Below are 16,410 nucleotides of genomic sequence, written 5' to 3' on the forward strand. Positions count from 1 at the left end.
AGGATTATTCCGGTAATTTTTCAAGGAAAGAAAGAATTTCTACAGCAATCTCATTGACATGTGTTTCCAGTGCGAAGTGTCCGGTATTAAAGAATTTAACAGTGGCGCCGGGTATATCCTGTTTGAACGCTTCAGCTCCCGGAGGTAAGAAGAAAGGATCTTTGTTACCCCATACTGCCAGTAAAGCCGGCTGTTTTTCTCTGAAGTATGCCTGGAAGGTAGGGTAGAGGGCTACGTTGGTAGCATAGTCCTTAAAGAGGTCCAGCTGAATTTCTACATTGCCAGGCTGATCGAGGAAATGCTGGTCGAGCGTGTATGATTCCGGAGCAACCAGTGATTCATCTTCTACACCTGACAGGTATTGCCATTTGGTTGTACCTTCTTCCACCATCATTTTGAGTGCGTTCCTGTTTTCGGTAGTGGGTTCATTCCAGTATTTCCGGATGGGATTCCATCCATCACTTAACCCTTCCACATAGGCGTTACCGTTCTGTGTAATGATACCCGTGATCTTTTCAGGGTTGTTAACAGCCAGGCGGAAGCCTACGGGAGCGCCATAGTCAAAAACATATATGGCAAACCGTTTAAGGCCAAGTTGTTCAATGAATCCCTGCATGTGTTTTGCGAGATTGTCGAAGGTATATGTGAAAGACTGATGATCTGGTTTATCGGTATAACCAAAACCAGGGAGGTCAGGCGCGATCACATGATATTTCTCGGCCAGCAGCGGGATGAGGTTCCTGAACATATGCGAAGAAGTAGGATAACCGTGCAGTAGTAACACTACAGGAGCGTTCTCGGGGCCGGTTTCGCGATAGAAGATGTTCAGGTCATTCACTTTGAGTTTGCGATAATTCACGACGATTGGTTTCATATGTTTGAAGTTTAGTACTCTAAATTTGATATCTGAAGAGATTGGTAAAACAGACAAGTTTGTTTTATACTGGGCAAAAAAAGGTCAGAGTAATCTTTTTAAGGTATTGGTAGCGGACACAATCGGCCAGTGGGCGTTGTGTACTTTGTTTCCGATCAGGGCGCCTTCAAATAGCGTATAGAATTCGTCGGCAAGATGTTCTTTCTGAATGGGTGTCAATATCTCCGTGAAGAGCTGTCTGACCGTATCTTTCTGTACTTTGATCCTCTCCCTGACCCGATCGTTATCGTGAGGCATTTCGTAAACGATATTCAGAAAACGGCAACCATAAAACTCTGGTTGTTTCAGTAACTCTTCCAGGTAATTAAATATAGCCAGCATTCGGTCCCGGGGTTGCTCATGTCGATCTGCCGCCTTCCGGAGAGCGGCTGTTGTTTGAGCGCCGGTATCTTCCAGGTAAGCCATCAGAAGGTCTTCCTTCGTTCGAAAATGCTGGTAGAGCGATGACTTTGCAATACCTGCTTCTTCGACGATCTGGTTAATACCTGTGTTGCTGTAGCCTTGCTGATAAAATAACCGGGATGCAGTTCTCAGAACGATTTCTCTGATCGGTTTCTTTTTCATAGGACCAAAGGTAAATAAATATATCAAGAACAGACAAGTCTGTTTTCGCTATATTTTTAATTTTCTTTTCTTATTTTTTATTAAATAAGGGAAGAGCTGTTTAATCAGGTAGCGGTGGGAGGGAATTATTTCATTAATAACTGGGCCATGCTTCTTGCGGTGGTCACCGGCCATATTTCGCCATGGACCTTATTGGCGATGAGGGCGCCATCGAATAATATATAGATCTCATCTGCCAGATGGCCCTTATCTATGGGAGCCAGGATACTCCTGAAAAGGTTTCTGACGCCATCTTTTTGTTTCTTGATCTGATTTCTGACGCGCTCGGCGTCTTTGGGTATTTCAGATATGATATTCAGAAAGTTACATCCGTAGTAGTCACTTTGCTGGACGAGATTGATCAGGTAGTCAAATACAGCCAGTATTTTTCGCTGTGGTTCCTCATATTGGCGGGTTGCATTCAGCAAAGCCTCGTCTGTAGCCGCTCCGGCACTTTCCAGATAGGCCATTAAGATATCTTCTTTGGACCTGAATCCCTGGTAGAGGGAGGATTTCACAACCCCGGATTCCTCAATTATCTGGTTGATTCCGGTGTTGACATAACCCTGTTGATAGAACAGGCGGGACGCAGTATCTACGATTGCTTCGCGGACTGCATTTTTTCTTTTGTCGCGCATAAAAGCAAAGTTGAGGAAAAACATTCAAACAGACAAGTCTGTTTCGTTTTGCCTGGTGACGCAGATTCCCGATTCTACCTGTTAAGCTGCTTGCTGCCTTAATCGCATTTATATTCAAACCCAAAAGTAGTATTGATGTTGTAGCCATTTGTAGTGGTGGCTGTCATGGTGACCTTTTCAAGTTTTTCGTCTTTTACCGTATATTTATAATCAATAGATTTATAGAAGTCGTAATATATGGTAGTATCTTTAAACATCTTACAATGGATACTAACCACATTATTCATATTCGGCTTACCGGTCCTGATATCTCTGACGTCATCTCCGACCTCATATAGGTAGTAGGCTTCGGGAAACCATGCGGAGTTGTCATATGTATAGGTAAGCGTGTCTGCGCCTTTCCTGACAAGCGGATCGCTGGCATATTCGTAGTAAATATTTTCCCGCCGTATCATGTTGCCATTCTGGTACGTAGACTTTGTTTCCTTTGTGAGAAATAAGCCTAATTCATACCACTTCTGGCCGATAAGATGGCCTTCCGCATCGTATTGATAGTCGATGCTATCCTGGCGAATATAGTCTTCTTCTGACGTGTGATCTGATGAATATTCATTCCTCGTATGGAACACAATGCGGCCATTATTGTCGAGTGTATAAATATAACGCTCTGTTAAATTTGCATCGGTGATGCTGTTTAAATACATACGATGGATGACCTTGCCATTTTCGTAGCTATAAAGAATATATGTGTTGATGCCTTGTCTCTGCGTAATTCTATTGAGACTATCATATGTAAGTGTCACGGGATCCCTGAAGTAAGGCATGTTGGGTTGATATTGATAATTTATCTCTGAAAGCAGACACTTTGGAGTATCAACTTCCGTTGGAGGATCGGTGTCGGGTGGCAGAACATCAGGTGAATTTTTTTTTGAACATGCGGCAAAGATGTAAAGTGCGGCGAACATTGAGGAGACAATCCATTTACTTCTCATGGTACAGTTTAAGTCGAAAAATAAGATATAACGTGAGTGCTTAATTCTGCCGGTATACAGTATACTACCGGTGCAGCAATTTATACATTCCAAATCTTTCGTTTGTTAATTGGATGTTAACGGATATAAGTTGCCAATTACTATTGAAGTGTGTATTGTGAATATATGACGTGTGAAAAAAATGTAATTTTATATAATGCAGGTACGTAGCCCAGATTCACATGTACCGGTCTACCATTTGGAACCGGATACCGTAAGCGGTAATAAACACTTTAGAGTATATAACTTCGAAGGCGATTTTCCGGACCTGTCGGAACTACTTATACCGCACAGGAAGGACCATTACCTGTTTGTTTTCATCAGGAAGGCAGGTACACGTCAATGGATAGACATGACGCCATACATTCTTAAGGACAATACTTTTTACTTCTCTGGTCCGGGGCAGGTCATCGTAAAAGAAGAATTTAAACAATTATGGAGTACCGGTATAGCTTTCACCAGTGAGTTCCTTTCCTTTCAGGAAAATGCTTCCTTACGGAATTTACCTATCATTCGAAATTATCAGCAAGGGAATGAATTGCTCCTGACGGATACTGACATTCTTTTTGTAGAAGATCTGTTACGTAAGATCTGTGGCGAGTATCTGCAACCGGGGGAATGGCAGCAACGTATGCTGTCGGCTTACCTGACGTTACTGCTAACTTATCTGAGCCGTCTGTTTACAACGCAGTATACTACCACTGATACTCCGGCGGATAAGCAGCTGCTAAAGCATTTTCAGGCGAAGATCGATGAAAATTTTTATCAGTATCATGAAGTAAGCGACTATGCTGCAATGCTGCATATTTCAGCAGGACATTTAGGTGAAGTGGTGAAAATTCAGAGTGGCAAGCCGGCAATCAAACATATACATGAACGATTAGTAATGGAAGCCAGGCGTCTGTTGCTTCATACCAATAACTCACTGAAGGATATTGCTTTTAACCTCGGTTTTTCGGACACTTCCTATTTTAACCGCTTCTTTAAAAGAGAAACAGGTGAAACACCTGCAGCGTATCGTACAAAAATCCGGGAAATGTACCATTAGTACCGAAGAATGTGTCACAGCTGATCTTTCGCACGCCAGTAGCTTTGTACTGTTAAAAATTAATTATGAAAACAGTACTGATAACAGGAGCAAACAAAAGTATCGGCTATGAAACAGCCAGGCAATTATTACAAAAAGGGTATTATGTATACCTGGGAAGCCGTGATATAAAGAAAGGCGAGCAGGCGGTCGGCCAGTTGCGATCAGAAGGATTGAACAATGTTGAGACCATAGAGATCGATGTAGATGATCTCAGCTCTATAAAAGCTGCCCGCGAGGTACTTGGTGGAAAAACCCAAGTGCTGGACGTATTGATCAACAATGCCGGTATAGGTGGTAGTATTCCGCAGTCTCCGCTTGAAACGGATATCAGCTTTTTTAAACAGGTATTCGAAACTAATTTCTTTGGTGTCATATCAATGACTCAGGCATTCATGGACCTGTTGAGGAATTCACCCGAGCCAAGAATTGTCAATGTTACTTCCGGCCTGGGTTCACTTACACTTCAAAACGATCCTTCCTGGAAGCATTATCATGTTAAGCCTGCATCTTATGTTCCATCCAAAGCTGCTCTTAACGCTTATACAATCGTGTTGGCTGATGCCCTGCGTGATACTCCTTTTAAGGTAAATGCAGTTGATCCCGGCTATACAGCTACGGATTTCAACAATCACACCGGTCCCGGAACGGTACCAGATGCCGCTGCGCGTGTAGTGAAGGCTGCCGTAATGGGACCGGATGGTCCGACAGGTTTGTTCTTTAGTGATGACAATGTACCGGAAACCGGGATCAGTCCATGGTAAAAGGAGGTTAAGCCGTTTGCAGGAACTGGCAGACCGGCATTGAAATGATCTGCAGGGGCAGGCATAAAAAATACCAACTACTTGGTATTTCAATTTGGCAATGAATACGTTAAATTACGTAAGTAAGTTCCACAGCATTCATTCTTAAATTTTCCTTTATGCCTGCCCCAAACCTGAAAGATCTGGCCTTCGCCAAAGAAGAGCTGCTCCGTTGTAAGGGCTACGCCCCCAGATTCATTGGCGAACGTATCAATTTGTCACTCAGCAAGATACTTAGTGCAGAACAGAAGCTACTGCTACCGGAGGTTGAAGGTAACAAACAGGGTATCCTGCACTATACAGGATTCAGCGTACTCTATAACACTGAACGTAAAGTACCTTTTGTAGCCGCTTATAACATCAACGGCGCCGATAAAGCTGATCAATCGCCAAGACCTGCATTCAGAAAAGATCCGAGGGTATTAGCCGAGTTGCAGCTGGGCAAGGAGTTCTATGATCTGCGTAAAGATATTACTGAGTTTGAGATTGGCCATATGGCCTCCAATAACGAAATGGGAAGAGGGGAGAATGGCCGCCTGAAAGCTTACCAGACATTCCACTTTACCAACAGCGTGCCCCAGGCAGAAAAGTTAAACAGTGGCCTCTGGAAAGGGCTGGAAAGTTATATTATCAAGGAAGCGGCCAGCGTGGCAGGCAACAAACGCATCTGTGTATTTACCGGTCCGATGTTGACATCTAAGGACCCTTCTTATGTCAAATTACCCTCCTTCAGGATTCCCCTGCTCTTCTTCAAGGTGATCGTATTTATGAGCCCTAAAGGGCTTTATTCCACCGCTTTTATGATAAGCCATGAGAAGAAGCTTATTGAAGACAATATGTTCACTGTAAGAAGACGCAGAGGCCTTGCACCAGAGGAGGTGGGATTCTTTAACGACTTTGTTTACAAAGAGGTTTTCCAGGTAAATATTCCCTTTGTTGAAGCCAACACGGGGCTGAACTTCAGTTGGACAGGTGTAAAGAAACTGGTAGTGCCGGAAGGAAAGAAGATGTTGAGTGTGATCAGGGGTATTCGCGATGCAGCTGAAGCGAAGGAAAGAATTACAAGAGGATTAGCACCTGCAGACATTAATGGAGGAAAGAGGCCTACGGGGAACTTCCGCATAAATATTGTGTTACCATAACATCGTTTATCATGAAACGGTCTACCAATGCTTATAATTCAGCGAGCATACAGGTTGTAGCTTTGCTGCAGGAATATTGTAATCAACAATTGCTATCGCCCGGTGTGAAAAGCCCTGTGCAGCCAATGTGGGATTTTCTGGCATCAGTATTTAAATCTGCTCAGCAACAGCAGCTGTTGAAGGCATTCAGTAAAACGCCCTTAGGCAAGCCGGAAGAAGCACTGCTGCAAATGATAGATGCTAAAATTGCGAAAAGCCCTGATTTTCAAATGCGGCTACGTGAGTTGTTTGAGCAGATACCGAAGAAGCTGTCAGCAGCACCGCCGCCACAGAACGCTCCTTATCCGCCTGATAGAAGAGAATCAAGGGGAGGTTACTGGCCGCCGTTTATCGAGTTTGAAGGAAAGAAGTCAGAGGATGATATATTCAAAAACACTGATTATTTCGGTCAGGGTACCCCGTTGATCTTGCCAGACAATACAGCTGACAGCGATGAAGACCCTTCTCCCGGTATCGTAGATTGGGGGCTTCCATCAACAACGCCTTCACCTACTCCTTACGGTAGCCCTGGCCCAGGTTCCAGTATATCTGGAAACGATCCGTCTAATTGGTCAAATCCTTCGGGAGAACAGGATTCTTCTTCGGGGATGAAAGTATTCCGGAGGTCCAGGTCACTGAAGCCTGCAAAACCGGCGAAAAGGGGGTATGGTGTTGGAAATGGCGTTTTTCCTGATTCTATACCAAGCGGTAAGACCACAAAAGAGATCTCCCCATCTCCGGCAAAGGCGGTTACCAAAAAAGTGACCTGTCATTTCCAGGCCAGTACCAAAGAGCAGGTCGTAAAAGAAAAGCCTGTCGCAGTAGAAGTGACGATATCCAGGAATGAAATTGAAGCAATTCCCGGGAGGGTGACGGCTACTGCCAAATCCAAGGTGAAAGCCGACAAGATGTTAACGATCAGTATACATCCTGAAATCAATTGTATCATCAAGGGCGACTTTCGAAAGAAAATTGAAGTTCCTGCTGCGGGGGAATCTGCTGTAGTCTCTTTCAGCGCAATGTTCACTCACATCGGACCATGTAAACTGCATATAGAAATATCCCAGGAACAGGTACCAATGGCATCACTTACATTAGAACCTGTTTGTGTAGAAAAGGAGGCGCCGGCAGGTGTGACCAATGCTACTGCTATTGCCGATGCTCCGGCACCTTTTCCGAAGGCGGTCAACCAGCTACGCATCCGTGAGCATCAGGTGGGTACGAACAGTTATTATACGTACGAACTGGATGTTCCCGGCCTGGAGATCCTGGACCTTTTTGAATCTCCCACTATTACTGTAGACAGACAGAAATATATAGCGCAGTTATATACTGAGATAGAAGAGTTATGGGACAATACCAATGGGAATATGAAGGTTTTCAATATGCAATTGCGTGATTACGGTGCTACATTGTTCATGCAGTTGTTTCCGGAAAAACTGAGGAATATTCTTTACAAGAATACACTGAATATTACGTCTATACAGGTCATTTCTACAGAGCCTTTCATACCCTGGGAGTTGCTGCTGGTAAAACATCCCGATCAACAGGTAGCGTGGCAGTCTGCAGACAAGTTCCTGGGTGAAATGGGGCTTACCCGTTGGTTACATGGCTGGACGCCGGCAAAAGAGCTGGTGATACGGAAAGACCAGGCTAAATATGTCATTCCACAATATCAGGACCCTCAACATGAGTTGCCAGCAGGGCAATTAGAAGCGAAATATCTGAAGAAAGCATTCGGAGCTGTGGAAGTAGAACCATCAACATTGACGGTTACCGAGCTACTGCGCGAGGGCAAATTTGATCTCTTACATTTCTGTTGTCATGGTGGTGCAGATATGGACAATATCACACATGCAAAACTTCTCTTAAAGGAAGAGTATAAGAATGGCGAGTTAAAGCCGACCTACCTTACACAGACTACCGTCCAGGGATGCGGTAGTATCAGCCGTGACGGAAGTCGCCCGCTGGTAGTGGTCAATGCCTGTGAAACCGGGCGTTTAGGGAACGGGCTGACTGGTTACGGAGGTTTTGCCAAAGCGTTCCTCAATGCCGGCGCAGGTGCATTTATAGGCTCACTATGGGCTGTGGAAGACAATGCAGCTGTCTCGTTCATCACTAGTTTTTATGATGAGCTAAAAGCCGGGAAAACACTGTCGGAAGCTACCGTCAATGCCAGGGCAAAGGCAAGTGCGGAACCTGATTCTGCCTGGATCTCCTACGTGGTGTATGGACATCCCTTTGCGGTACTCAAGCGTTGATCTTATATGATCACTTGCCGGAAGGGAATTTATCTGCAATCAGGTTAAGATTAATACCATGTTCCATATACGCCTTTAGTCCATCAAGTACCGTTGTGAAACCACCGGTAGTATTGATCAGCTCTTTCATGAGTTCTTCCCCTTCTGATTGGAAACCATAGTTTTTTATAACTACATATGTGGTACCGTCACCCATTGGTTTGAAAATGAAATCTACCGCAGTAGCGGGACTTCCCCAGTCGATCGCGATCAGTTCATTCTGTACGATATCTTTTACGGTTACGATAGTAGAAACATTATACATCTCCCATTCCCAGACAACGGTTGTATTCTTTTCCAGTTTACCACTTGCTTTTGTGAACCAGAAATGGCGGGTCTGTTCGGGATCAATAAATGCATTAAAGACCTCATTAGCTGGTTTTCTGATCAGCATTTGTGCTTCGATGACGGGCTGAAGTGTGTTCATGTGTTTTGTTTTTGGAGAGGTACAAATATACGGAGGGAGATGTAAGAAAGATATTAAACGTCTCATGCTTGCTTTAATTGTATATGTTGTAGGAGCGACCTGTAACATTTAACAGGAGTAACTCTTCTCTGTCCTGAATGTATCTTCTCTCATTTTATTAATATTCGTTCATACAAGGCTTATACAAGGCTTAACTTACGTTCATCTTACGTTCAAAGACGTAGGATGAACGTAAGTTAAGCCTTGTATAAGCCTTGTATGAGCCTGATCAGGTTATGTTATAGGTGAAGATGTGATGAGCTGACGCTGGTAAATGTCTCTTATGCTATGTTTTTGTATAATTAATTGATAATGTGTATATTATAATTGTTTTTTCGCCTGAAAAATCAGTATTTCCCGCAACAGTTTTCTACTTAATTTTGTGAAGTTTAAAAGATTTGAGCAGAAAGTGTTTTGAATTTTAATAGCATCGTTTTAAAAAATCCGCGTAATCAGCGCGTCAATATAAAAGTATAAAAGATTATGAATATGGAAAATGAAAAGACAGAATTCTGGGAGTCAGCGTTTGTTGAAAAGCAAGAGATGTGGGGCTTCGCGCCGTCCAATTCAGCTATATTGGTGAAGGATTTCTTCGTGCGGGAATCAGTTAAGAATATGCTGATCCCCGGAATAGGTTATGGCAGAAATGCGCAGATATTCAGAGATAATGGAATAACCGTAACGGGCATTGAGATATCGAAGACGGCTATTGAAATGGCGAGGAAACATTACGGTCCGGATATGATCATTCATCATGGTTCTGTGACGGATATGCCATTTGATGAATACCGGTACGAAGGGATATTTTGTTATGCGTTAATTCACCTGTTAGATAGTAGCGAAAGAGCGAAATTGATAAGTGATTGTTATCATCAGTTATCGGCGGGAGGCTATATGGTTTTTACTGTTATTTCGAAAGAAGCGCCTACTTATGGCAAGGGCGAGATGATTAGCAAGGACCGCTATGAGATATTCGATGGCGTTAAGATGTTCTTTTACGACAGAGATTCTATAAACGCGGAGTTTGGCAATTTTGGATTATTCGAAATTACAGAAGTTAGCGAGAACTTCCCCTTCTTCCTGATCAAATGTAGAAAGGGAACGGACTGACAACGTCACTGTACATGCGCTAATCATAATTGAGCCGTATTTGGCGAGGCAATACTTTCAGCTTAATTTCGCGCTATGAGTTATTACATACGTGTTTTGGGAACACAAGATCCTGATATTCATTTAGACGAAATTATAGAGGCGCTCGACAACGAGGAGCTTAAGGTAAGGCTGGGCATTCTAAAAAGCGAATTGCCCGAAAAATGGACGCATCTTGAATTGAAAAATGAAAGAGATAAATTGCTGGCGGTAGTAAACAGGGATGTAATTAAAGAAGGCAAATTTGGCAAAGAAGAGCTGGATGAATTTAAGGAAACGATCCTTGATTTTCAACCAACAACGGCTGCAAAATGGCTGAATGAGTTTTTCGATCGTGTACGTGTCATCTACGCTTTCAAGCTAATGGACATCGGATTGGAAGAGGATAATTACCCAATCATAACAAGTACTCAGTCCTACATATGGGAGAGAGTGAAAGGCATATTACAGGCTGACGAGGAAGGCTTTTCCAATGAAGAAGGTTATCATATTCTATGGCAATTCCCTGATGATGCAGACGGCTCCTGGAACTGTGCGGTGTTAAACGCGGATGGTAATTGGGAGAATTTCTGCATGGATTTAGCAGATAAGGCTCAGAGGAAAGCTTTTAAGGAAGGCGTGGTCCCGGCAGGAGCGAAGCGTGTGTAACAAGGTTCTTTCCAATTTAGAGGGGGCGTTTGAGGTTGTACCTACTGATCGCTTTTAGTGATGTTTTGTGTATTGGAAATTATCTTTATTTTTACCGAATGCCATATAAACAAATACCTTACGCTTTTAACCCGGATATACGCTATCCTGCCTATCTCACACGGAAAGGACTGCTGCGTGCGCTGACTGTTTACATTCCTCAGTTGAAGGGACGTTTAATGGACTTTGGCTGTGGCTCAAAACCCTATAAAAGCCTGTTTTCGGTTGATGAATATATTGGTGTGGATTACGACAGTGAAGGACATCCGCATGATGATGAACCGGTAGACGTTTTCTACGATGGCAAACATCTACCATTTCCGGATGCACATTTTGATTCAGTGTTCAGCACGGAAGTATTTGAACATGTATTTAACCTGGAAGAAATATTACTGGAAATTAACAGGGTTATGAAACCTGGCGCCCGCATATTGATCACATGTCCATTTGCGATCTGTGAGCATGAGGAACCCAACGATTATGCCCGGTATACGATATTTGCGCTGCGTAGTTTGTTTGAGAAAAGCGGATTTAAAGTACTGGAGATAGATAAAACAGGAGGTAACATAGAGACGATCATGCAACTTAAAATTACTTACGTGGCTAAACATATCCTGCCTGTTTTTCGTAAGATACCTGTTGTACGTTCTCTTGCCCGTCTGGTGGTTTATAGCTCGATGAATCTTTATGCAGTGCTGTCAGCCGCTATTTTGCCCCGCCGAAAGGATCTCTATCTGAACAATATATTTTTGTGCGAGAAATTATAGTCGATCAAATATGAAAAGGACAGAATGGAATTACTTCTATTCTGTCCTCTTTTATTTAGTTAACTGAATTATGGATGACAATTGTTGACTCTATCACCTAATTTCGTTGTGGTTTTAACGTTATATCCCGTTTATCAGCCCTAATTTCCAGTTAAATAATTTTACTTTGTTTAAGTAGCTGTTTAGTATGAGTTTATGAATATTTCCCTTCCTTCCACAAGACATTAACGAGGTAACCCAGTTGGCTCATATTATCTTCTGTCTATATATTTGCAGCCGTAATATTATTTAATTTCAAATTTCTTATGAAGAAAGTATTTTTTTCCGTTGCTGCCCTCGCAGCCCTCTGCTTTGTTGCCTGCTCGAAAGATGAAGACAAAGACCCTACACCTCAAGTTGATGCTCCAAAAGATAGCATCGTTGTATACCGCGATGTGGTATTTTCTATGGATGCTGGTGACACTATCGGACGTGCATTCTCTACCCAATATGGAAAAATGTATACTGATTCTAAGATCCCTACAGATTCAAACGCAAAGTACATCGACCTCGTTGGTGGTTCTGTGGAGTTAGGTACTATCTTCTTTGCTAGTCCTGATAGCCTGAGAGAACTGGAAGGCATCACCATTACCGGTGCTACTAAAACTATCATTCAGCACAATGTGACTGATACAACTATCATGTCTCCATTCAAATTTGATACCCTGGCTCATGCTTCTACGCTGAACGGTATCACTGTAAAAGGAGATGCTGACTTTGATGGTTTTGAGTATCCTTCTGTGCTTTTCTTCCAGAACGCACGTGGTAAGAAAGGTGTGATCCTGTACAAAGGAATGGCTCGCGACCTGACCACTTTCACTGTTGATATTAAAGTTCAGTACTAATAGTACAGATACATATTTAACAGGAAAGCCGTCTCAATTTATTTTGGGACGGCTTTTTCTATTGTGTCGTTGAGGTTGGGTAATTAAGAGCGTTTGCCGAGTGAAGCACGGAAACTTGGGATATTAAGTCGATATTTTATATATTGCGCCGTTTAAATCCGATTATTACGATGCTGTTTAATAGCTGGGTATTTATATTACTACTTATTGTAACGTTTTTTATTTACTATCTCCCGCGATTTGAAAAATTACAGGTGGGTATTCTGATTATATCCAGTCTGGTATTTTATGCATATGGACAACCGGGTTTGTTACTGCTGCTGTTGTGTTCCGCCACTATAAATATCATGATGAGCTACATGACAGTATATGGGGCGGTTAACCGCAGGAAGTTATACGTCACACTAGGCGTCATCATCAACCTGGCTCTTTTGTCTTATTTTAAATACGGGTCATTATTTGCCAATACCTTTATGGATACCTCTAAAGGTTTAGGGCATTATCTCACAATGATTCCTCTTCCAATTGGTATTTCGTTTTATACATTTGAGGGGATCAGCCTGCTGATCGATGTATACTCCAATAGACATTCTGACGTACTGACCATCGATAAATCAATAAAGAAACATGTGACAAAAACGCTTTTTTTTATTTCCTTCTTTCCACACCTCATTGCAGGCCCTATTTTAAAAGCATACGAGTTTTATCCACAGATCGGAGAGAAAAGTATAAAAACAATCGACTGGGAATATGTTTTCAGAAAACTCACAGTAGGATATTTTTTGAAAATGGTGGTAGCAGACAATCTCTCTAATGTTACTTTTTGGATGACGGCGCCCTATTTTCAGACAAAATCCAGCATCACACTTATCGGGATGCTGCTCGGGTATTCTTTCCAGATCTTTGCAGATTTCGCAGGGTATTCAATGATCGCGCTGGGACTTGCCAAAATGTTCGGGTATGACCTGCTGGAGAATTTTAACTTTCCTTACATCTCTACATCTTTTTCTGAGTTCTGGAGAAGATGGCATATTTCGTTATCTACTTTTTTGAAAGAGTACCTCTATATTCCTCTTGGAGGTAACAGGAAAGGGCACTTCAGAACATATTTCAATCTCACGATCACAATGGTGCTCGGTGGACTATGGCACGGTGCAGCCTGGAGCTATGCTGTATGGGGCGCATTTCATGGATTGGCGCTGGCTATAGAAAGATTGATCAATCAGACCTTTCATATAGAAATTGACAGCCGGATAGGTAAAATATTGAAAGGTTGTATGGTTTTCGCTTTTGTGACGCTTGCCTGGTTACTGTTCCGTCTTCCGTTTAACGATGTGGTGGATTATCTCAAGGCTATCGGGACAAACACACATGTACATAATGACTATCTTTTACTCTTTTCTATTGTAATCTATTCGATGCCGGTAGTGCTTTATCATCTTTTTTATCTCCTACCGGTCGAGTGGCGGTTATACAATATTACAAACCGGTATAAATACCTGGCTTACGGTCTGATGTTATTTATGATCGCAGTGAATAGCGGCCCTTCAGGCTCATTTATTTATTTTCAATTTTAAATTATATGATCCGGAAAAGTCTGATCGTCTTTATATTCATTTTTGCTGCATTCAATATTTATCTGAAAACCAGTCAGAAGCAGTTTGACGCATTTCAGTATCAATATCAGCTGAATGTGATAAGAGCACAGAAATATATTTATGATTCGGAACATAATCCGCCGTCGGTAATGATAGGTACATCACTATCTGCAATGCTGCCTCTGCCTGATAGTATATACAATCTCTCCATGCCAGGCCTGAATATAGTAGATGGCATCGGAGTTATTAAAGCGGCACCTGCACTTCCCAGAACGGTATTTATTGAGACAAACTTTTTCTTCAGCGTTCCCAGTAAGTCATTTGCAGATTTGTTCAGCAATGATATTAATAATCAGATGAAGATCTGGTTGCCCGGCATGAGAGATCAGAACCAACCGGCGAATATCCTCATGAGCGCATTTAGAACCAATTCGAAAATGGTTGAAAGGCCTTCTCCGGGGAACGATGCAATACCTGCCCCAGCCTTGTTTGAAAAATTGCTGGAGAAGCAGAAGAACCGTTTTAAAGATGCAGATACACCAATTATTAACCGCGAATTGGAAAAAGTGGCGGAATTTGTACAGATGGTGACTGCCTCCGGCGGGAAGGTTTGCTTCTTTCAAATGCCTGTTGAGCCAGTATTAGAGTCCCTACCGCTGACGACTGTAGTCAGAGAGAGTATCCATTCCCGGTTCCAGCACCAGGAAAATGTTTATTTCTTAGACCCTCCTAAAGAACATAACTACCGGACAATGGATGGTATACATTTGAGCCCTACTGGGCTTTGGGATTACAGTATATATTTCAGGGAAGAAACGACACGGCTGTTCGGAAAGTAAGTGTTGTATAGATTAGTGCTTTTGTGGTACGAGGTTTTATGTAGCGTAATAAATATATGGAAAGGGCTGTCTCTGGATTGAGGCGGCTTTTTGATTTTTACGGCATACAAGAACAGTGGGATGGAAGGAAAGTAGGTAACTTAACAGTATAAAGACTACTATTGCTCCATTGGCGCTTGCACCTGATTTTCAATTTGATTCATTCCATATTTATAAGCGTCCTGGGCTTGGCCAGTTCCTTATAGATATATCCCGGCATGTTGGAAATTGATGTAATGTTTAAAATAGGGAGGTCAATTTGGCTCCCTATTTCGATTTTGTGGCCGCCATACTGAGAGTTTAGCACCTCATGCAACGGTCAGTACGATCTTCCCCTGGATGTGTCCCTGGGCTGCCCGTTCGTGTGCTTTTCGGGCCTCAGCAAGCGGAAAGGTACTGTCAATAGCAACACGGATTGTTCCCGTATCGAGTAAGCGTCCTAATTCTGTAAGCTGTTGGCCATTTGAGCGCACCTGGGTCATTGATATGGTAATGCCGCGTTCCTTTGCTTCTTCAGCGTCTGAAAAACCTAAGAATACCGGGAACAAAGCACCACCACGTTTGAGCGTACGTAAGAAACGTCCGGTGGTCGGACCACCCAGTGTATCAACAACGAGATCTACGTCATGTGCAATATCCTCGGGAGCATTCTTTTTATAGTCTATAAATTCATCAGCACCAAGCTGACGCAGGAAATGCTCATGCTTACCCGATGCTACGGCAATGATATGGGCGCCCTTCAATTTTGCCACCTGAACTGCAAAATGTCCTACGCCGCCAGCTGCACCGTTCACGAGAACGGTCTTGCCGGCAAGTGGCACAGGGCGATGCATTTCCGGTTGAAGAGGGTTCTGTACATTATGTCCAAGCTCGACCAGGTACTGCCATGCTGTGAGGATAGCCATCGGTGCTGCTGCTGACTGGATATGATTTATGCCCGCCGGCTTATGCGCAAGGTCAGATGCAGGTGCCGCTACATACTCTGCATAAGCGGCGCTATCTCCAACGCTCGGAAAACGGATCATACCGAAAACTTCATCACCGGCTGAGAAGTTCTTTACATCTTCGCCTACAGCTGCTACCACGCCAGATATATCTGTACCCAGAATGATAGGAAAGGGGATGGTAGGCCTCCATTCAGGAGGAAGCATTTTATAGCCGTCGCGCAGATACCAGTCGGGAGGATTGATGCCGACAGCACGCACGCGAACAAGCACCTCGTCCGGTTTTAATACAGGAAGTGGGGCGTCCTCATACCTTAATACTTCAGGCCCCCCGTACTCGTGCAAACGGATCGCTTTCATGATGCGGGTAGTTTCAATATTCGTTACTTTGTTTTCCATTTTGTTATTTTTTGTCTTATGATTTGTAAACCAGTAGCTGGTTTATTTGATAATAGAAGAA

General features: G+C 43.0%; 16 protein-coding genes. 10 read left to right on the forward strand and 6 right to left on the reverse strand.

Translation table 11 applies throughout. The annotated features are described in order from the left end of the window. Positions 1-4: 4 nt before the first annotated feature. From C7475_RS15165 to C7475_RS15180, 4 genes are all read right to left on the reverse strand, one after another. Entirely contained in the window at positions 5-874 is an 870-nt protein-coding gene (locus tag C7475_RS15165) for an alpha/beta fold hydrolase (RefSeq protein WP_110054237.1), read from the reverse strand. A gap of 84 nt (positions 875-958) precedes the next feature. Continuing rightward, positions 959-1,498: a TetR/AcrR family transcriptional regulator gene (locus C7475_RS15170; RefSeq protein WP_110054627.1), complete on the reverse strand. Its 540-nt coding sequence runs from the start codon at positions 1,496-1,498 to the stop codon at positions 959-961. 125 nt (positions 1,499-1,623) lie between these two features. Further along, the gene (locus C7475_RS33430; RefSeq protein WP_158286510.1) at positions 1,624-2,175 is read right to left on the reverse strand and encodes a TetR/AcrR family transcriptional regulator; all 552 of its coding nucleotides are present in this window, start codon (positions 2,173-2,175) and stop codon (positions 1,624-1,626) included. Between the two features lie 98 nt (positions 2,176-2,273). Beyond that, positions 2,274-2,999, reverse strand: a complete 726-nt coding sequence (locus C7475_RS15180) for a hypothetical protein (RefSeq protein ID WP_146217560.1) — start codon at positions 2,997-2,999, stop codon at positions 2,274-2,276. Between the two features lie 364 nt (positions 3,000-3,363). Between C7475_RS15180 and C7475_RS15185 the strand changes: the two genes are divergently transcribed. From C7475_RS15185 to C7475_RS15200, 4 genes are all read left to right on the forward strand, one after another. Then, a complete protein-coding gene (locus C7475_RS15185) occupies positions 3,364-4,254 on the forward strand; it encodes a helix-turn-helix domain-containing protein (RefSeq protein ID WP_110054240.1) in 891 nt (296 codons plus the stop codon). A gap of 65 nt (positions 4,255-4,319) precedes the next feature. Then, the gene (locus tag C7475_RS15190; protein ID WP_110054241.1) at positions 4,320-5,057 is read left to right on the forward strand and encodes an SDR family oxidoreductase; all 738 of its coding nucleotides are present in this window, start codon (positions 4,320-4,322) and stop codon (positions 5,055-5,057) included. A gap of 158 nt (positions 5,058-5,215) precedes the next feature. After that, the gene (locus C7475_RS15195) at positions 5,216-6,238 is read left to right on the forward strand and encodes a DNA/RNA non-specific endonuclease (RefSeq protein WP_110054242.1); all 1,023 of its coding nucleotides are present in this window, start codon (positions 5,216-5,218) and stop codon (positions 6,236-6,238) included. 11 nt (positions 6,239-6,249) lie between these two features. Continuing rightward, positions 6,250-8,538 carry a CHAT domain-containing protein gene (locus C7475_RS15200; RefSeq protein WP_110054243.1) on the forward strand — a complete coding sequence of 763 codons (2,289 nt, stop codon included), beginning with the start codon at positions 6,250-6,252 and terminating at the stop codon, positions 8,536-8,538. 10 nt (positions 8,539-8,548) lie between these two features. On the opposite strand, the gene C7475_RS15205 is transcribed toward C7475_RS15200, so the two are convergent. Further along, positions 8,549-9,004, reverse strand: coding sequence for an SRPBCC family protein (locus tag C7475_RS15205; protein WP_110054244.1), 456 nt, complete (start codon positions 9,002-9,004; stop codon positions 8,549-8,551). A gap of 528 nt (positions 9,005-9,532) precedes the next feature. Here C7475_RS15205 and C7475_RS15210 point away from each other — a divergent pair. From C7475_RS15210 to C7475_RS15235, 6 genes are all read left to right on the forward strand, one after another. Beyond that, on the forward strand, positions 9,533-10,153 hold the full coding sequence (locus C7475_RS15210; protein ID WP_233259866.1) for a bifunctional 2-polyprenyl-6-hydroxyphenol methylase/3-demethylubiquinol 3-O-methyltransferase UbiG: 621 nt from the start codon (positions 9,533-9,535) through the stop codon (positions 10,151-10,153). A 75-nt stretch (positions 10,154-10,228) separates the two neighbouring features. Then, positions 10,229-10,840, forward strand: a complete 612-nt coding sequence (locus C7475_RS15215; protein WP_110054246.1) for a hypothetical protein — start codon at positions 10,229-10,231, stop codon at positions 10,838-10,840. A 98-nt stretch (positions 10,841-10,938) separates the two neighbouring features. Beyond that, positions 10,939-11,646, forward strand: coding sequence for a class I SAM-dependent methyltransferase (locus tag C7475_RS15220; RefSeq protein ID WP_110054247.1), 708 nt, complete (start codon positions 10,939-10,941; stop codon positions 11,644-11,646). Positions 11,647-11,951: 305 nt separating this feature from the next. Further along, positions 11,952-12,530, forward strand: coding sequence for a hypothetical protein (locus C7475_RS15225; RefSeq protein ID WP_110054248.1), 579 nt, complete (start codon positions 11,952-11,954; stop codon positions 12,528-12,530). 350 nt (positions 12,531-12,880) lie between these two features. Beyond that, positions 12,881-14,107 carry an MBOAT family protein gene (locus C7475_RS15230; protein WP_199236240.1) on the forward strand — a complete coding sequence of 409 codons (1,227 nt, stop codon included), beginning with the start codon at positions 12,881-12,883 and terminating at the stop codon, positions 14,105-14,107. 5 nt (positions 14,108-14,112) lie between these two features. After that, positions 14,113-14,967 carry a hypothetical protein gene (locus tag C7475_RS15235; protein WP_110054250.1) on the forward strand — a complete coding sequence of 285 codons (855 nt, stop codon included), beginning with the start codon at positions 14,113-14,115 and terminating at the stop codon, positions 14,965-14,967. 347 nt (positions 14,968-15,314) lie between these two features. Here the strand turns inward: C7475_RS15235 and C7475_RS15245 are convergent, their stop codons facing one another. Next, complete coding sequence (locus tag C7475_RS15245) at positions 15,315-16,349, reverse strand: NADP-dependent oxidoreductase (protein ID WP_110054251.1); 1,035 nt, start codon at positions 16,347-16,349, stop codon at positions 15,315-15,317. Positions 16,350-16,410: the final 61 nt, after the last annotated feature.

The organism is Chitinophaga sp. S165 (assembly GCF_003182155.1).
In the GTDB taxonomy this organism is placed as follows: Bacteria; Bacteroidota; Bacteroidia; order Chitinophagales; family Chitinophagaceae; genus Chitinophaga.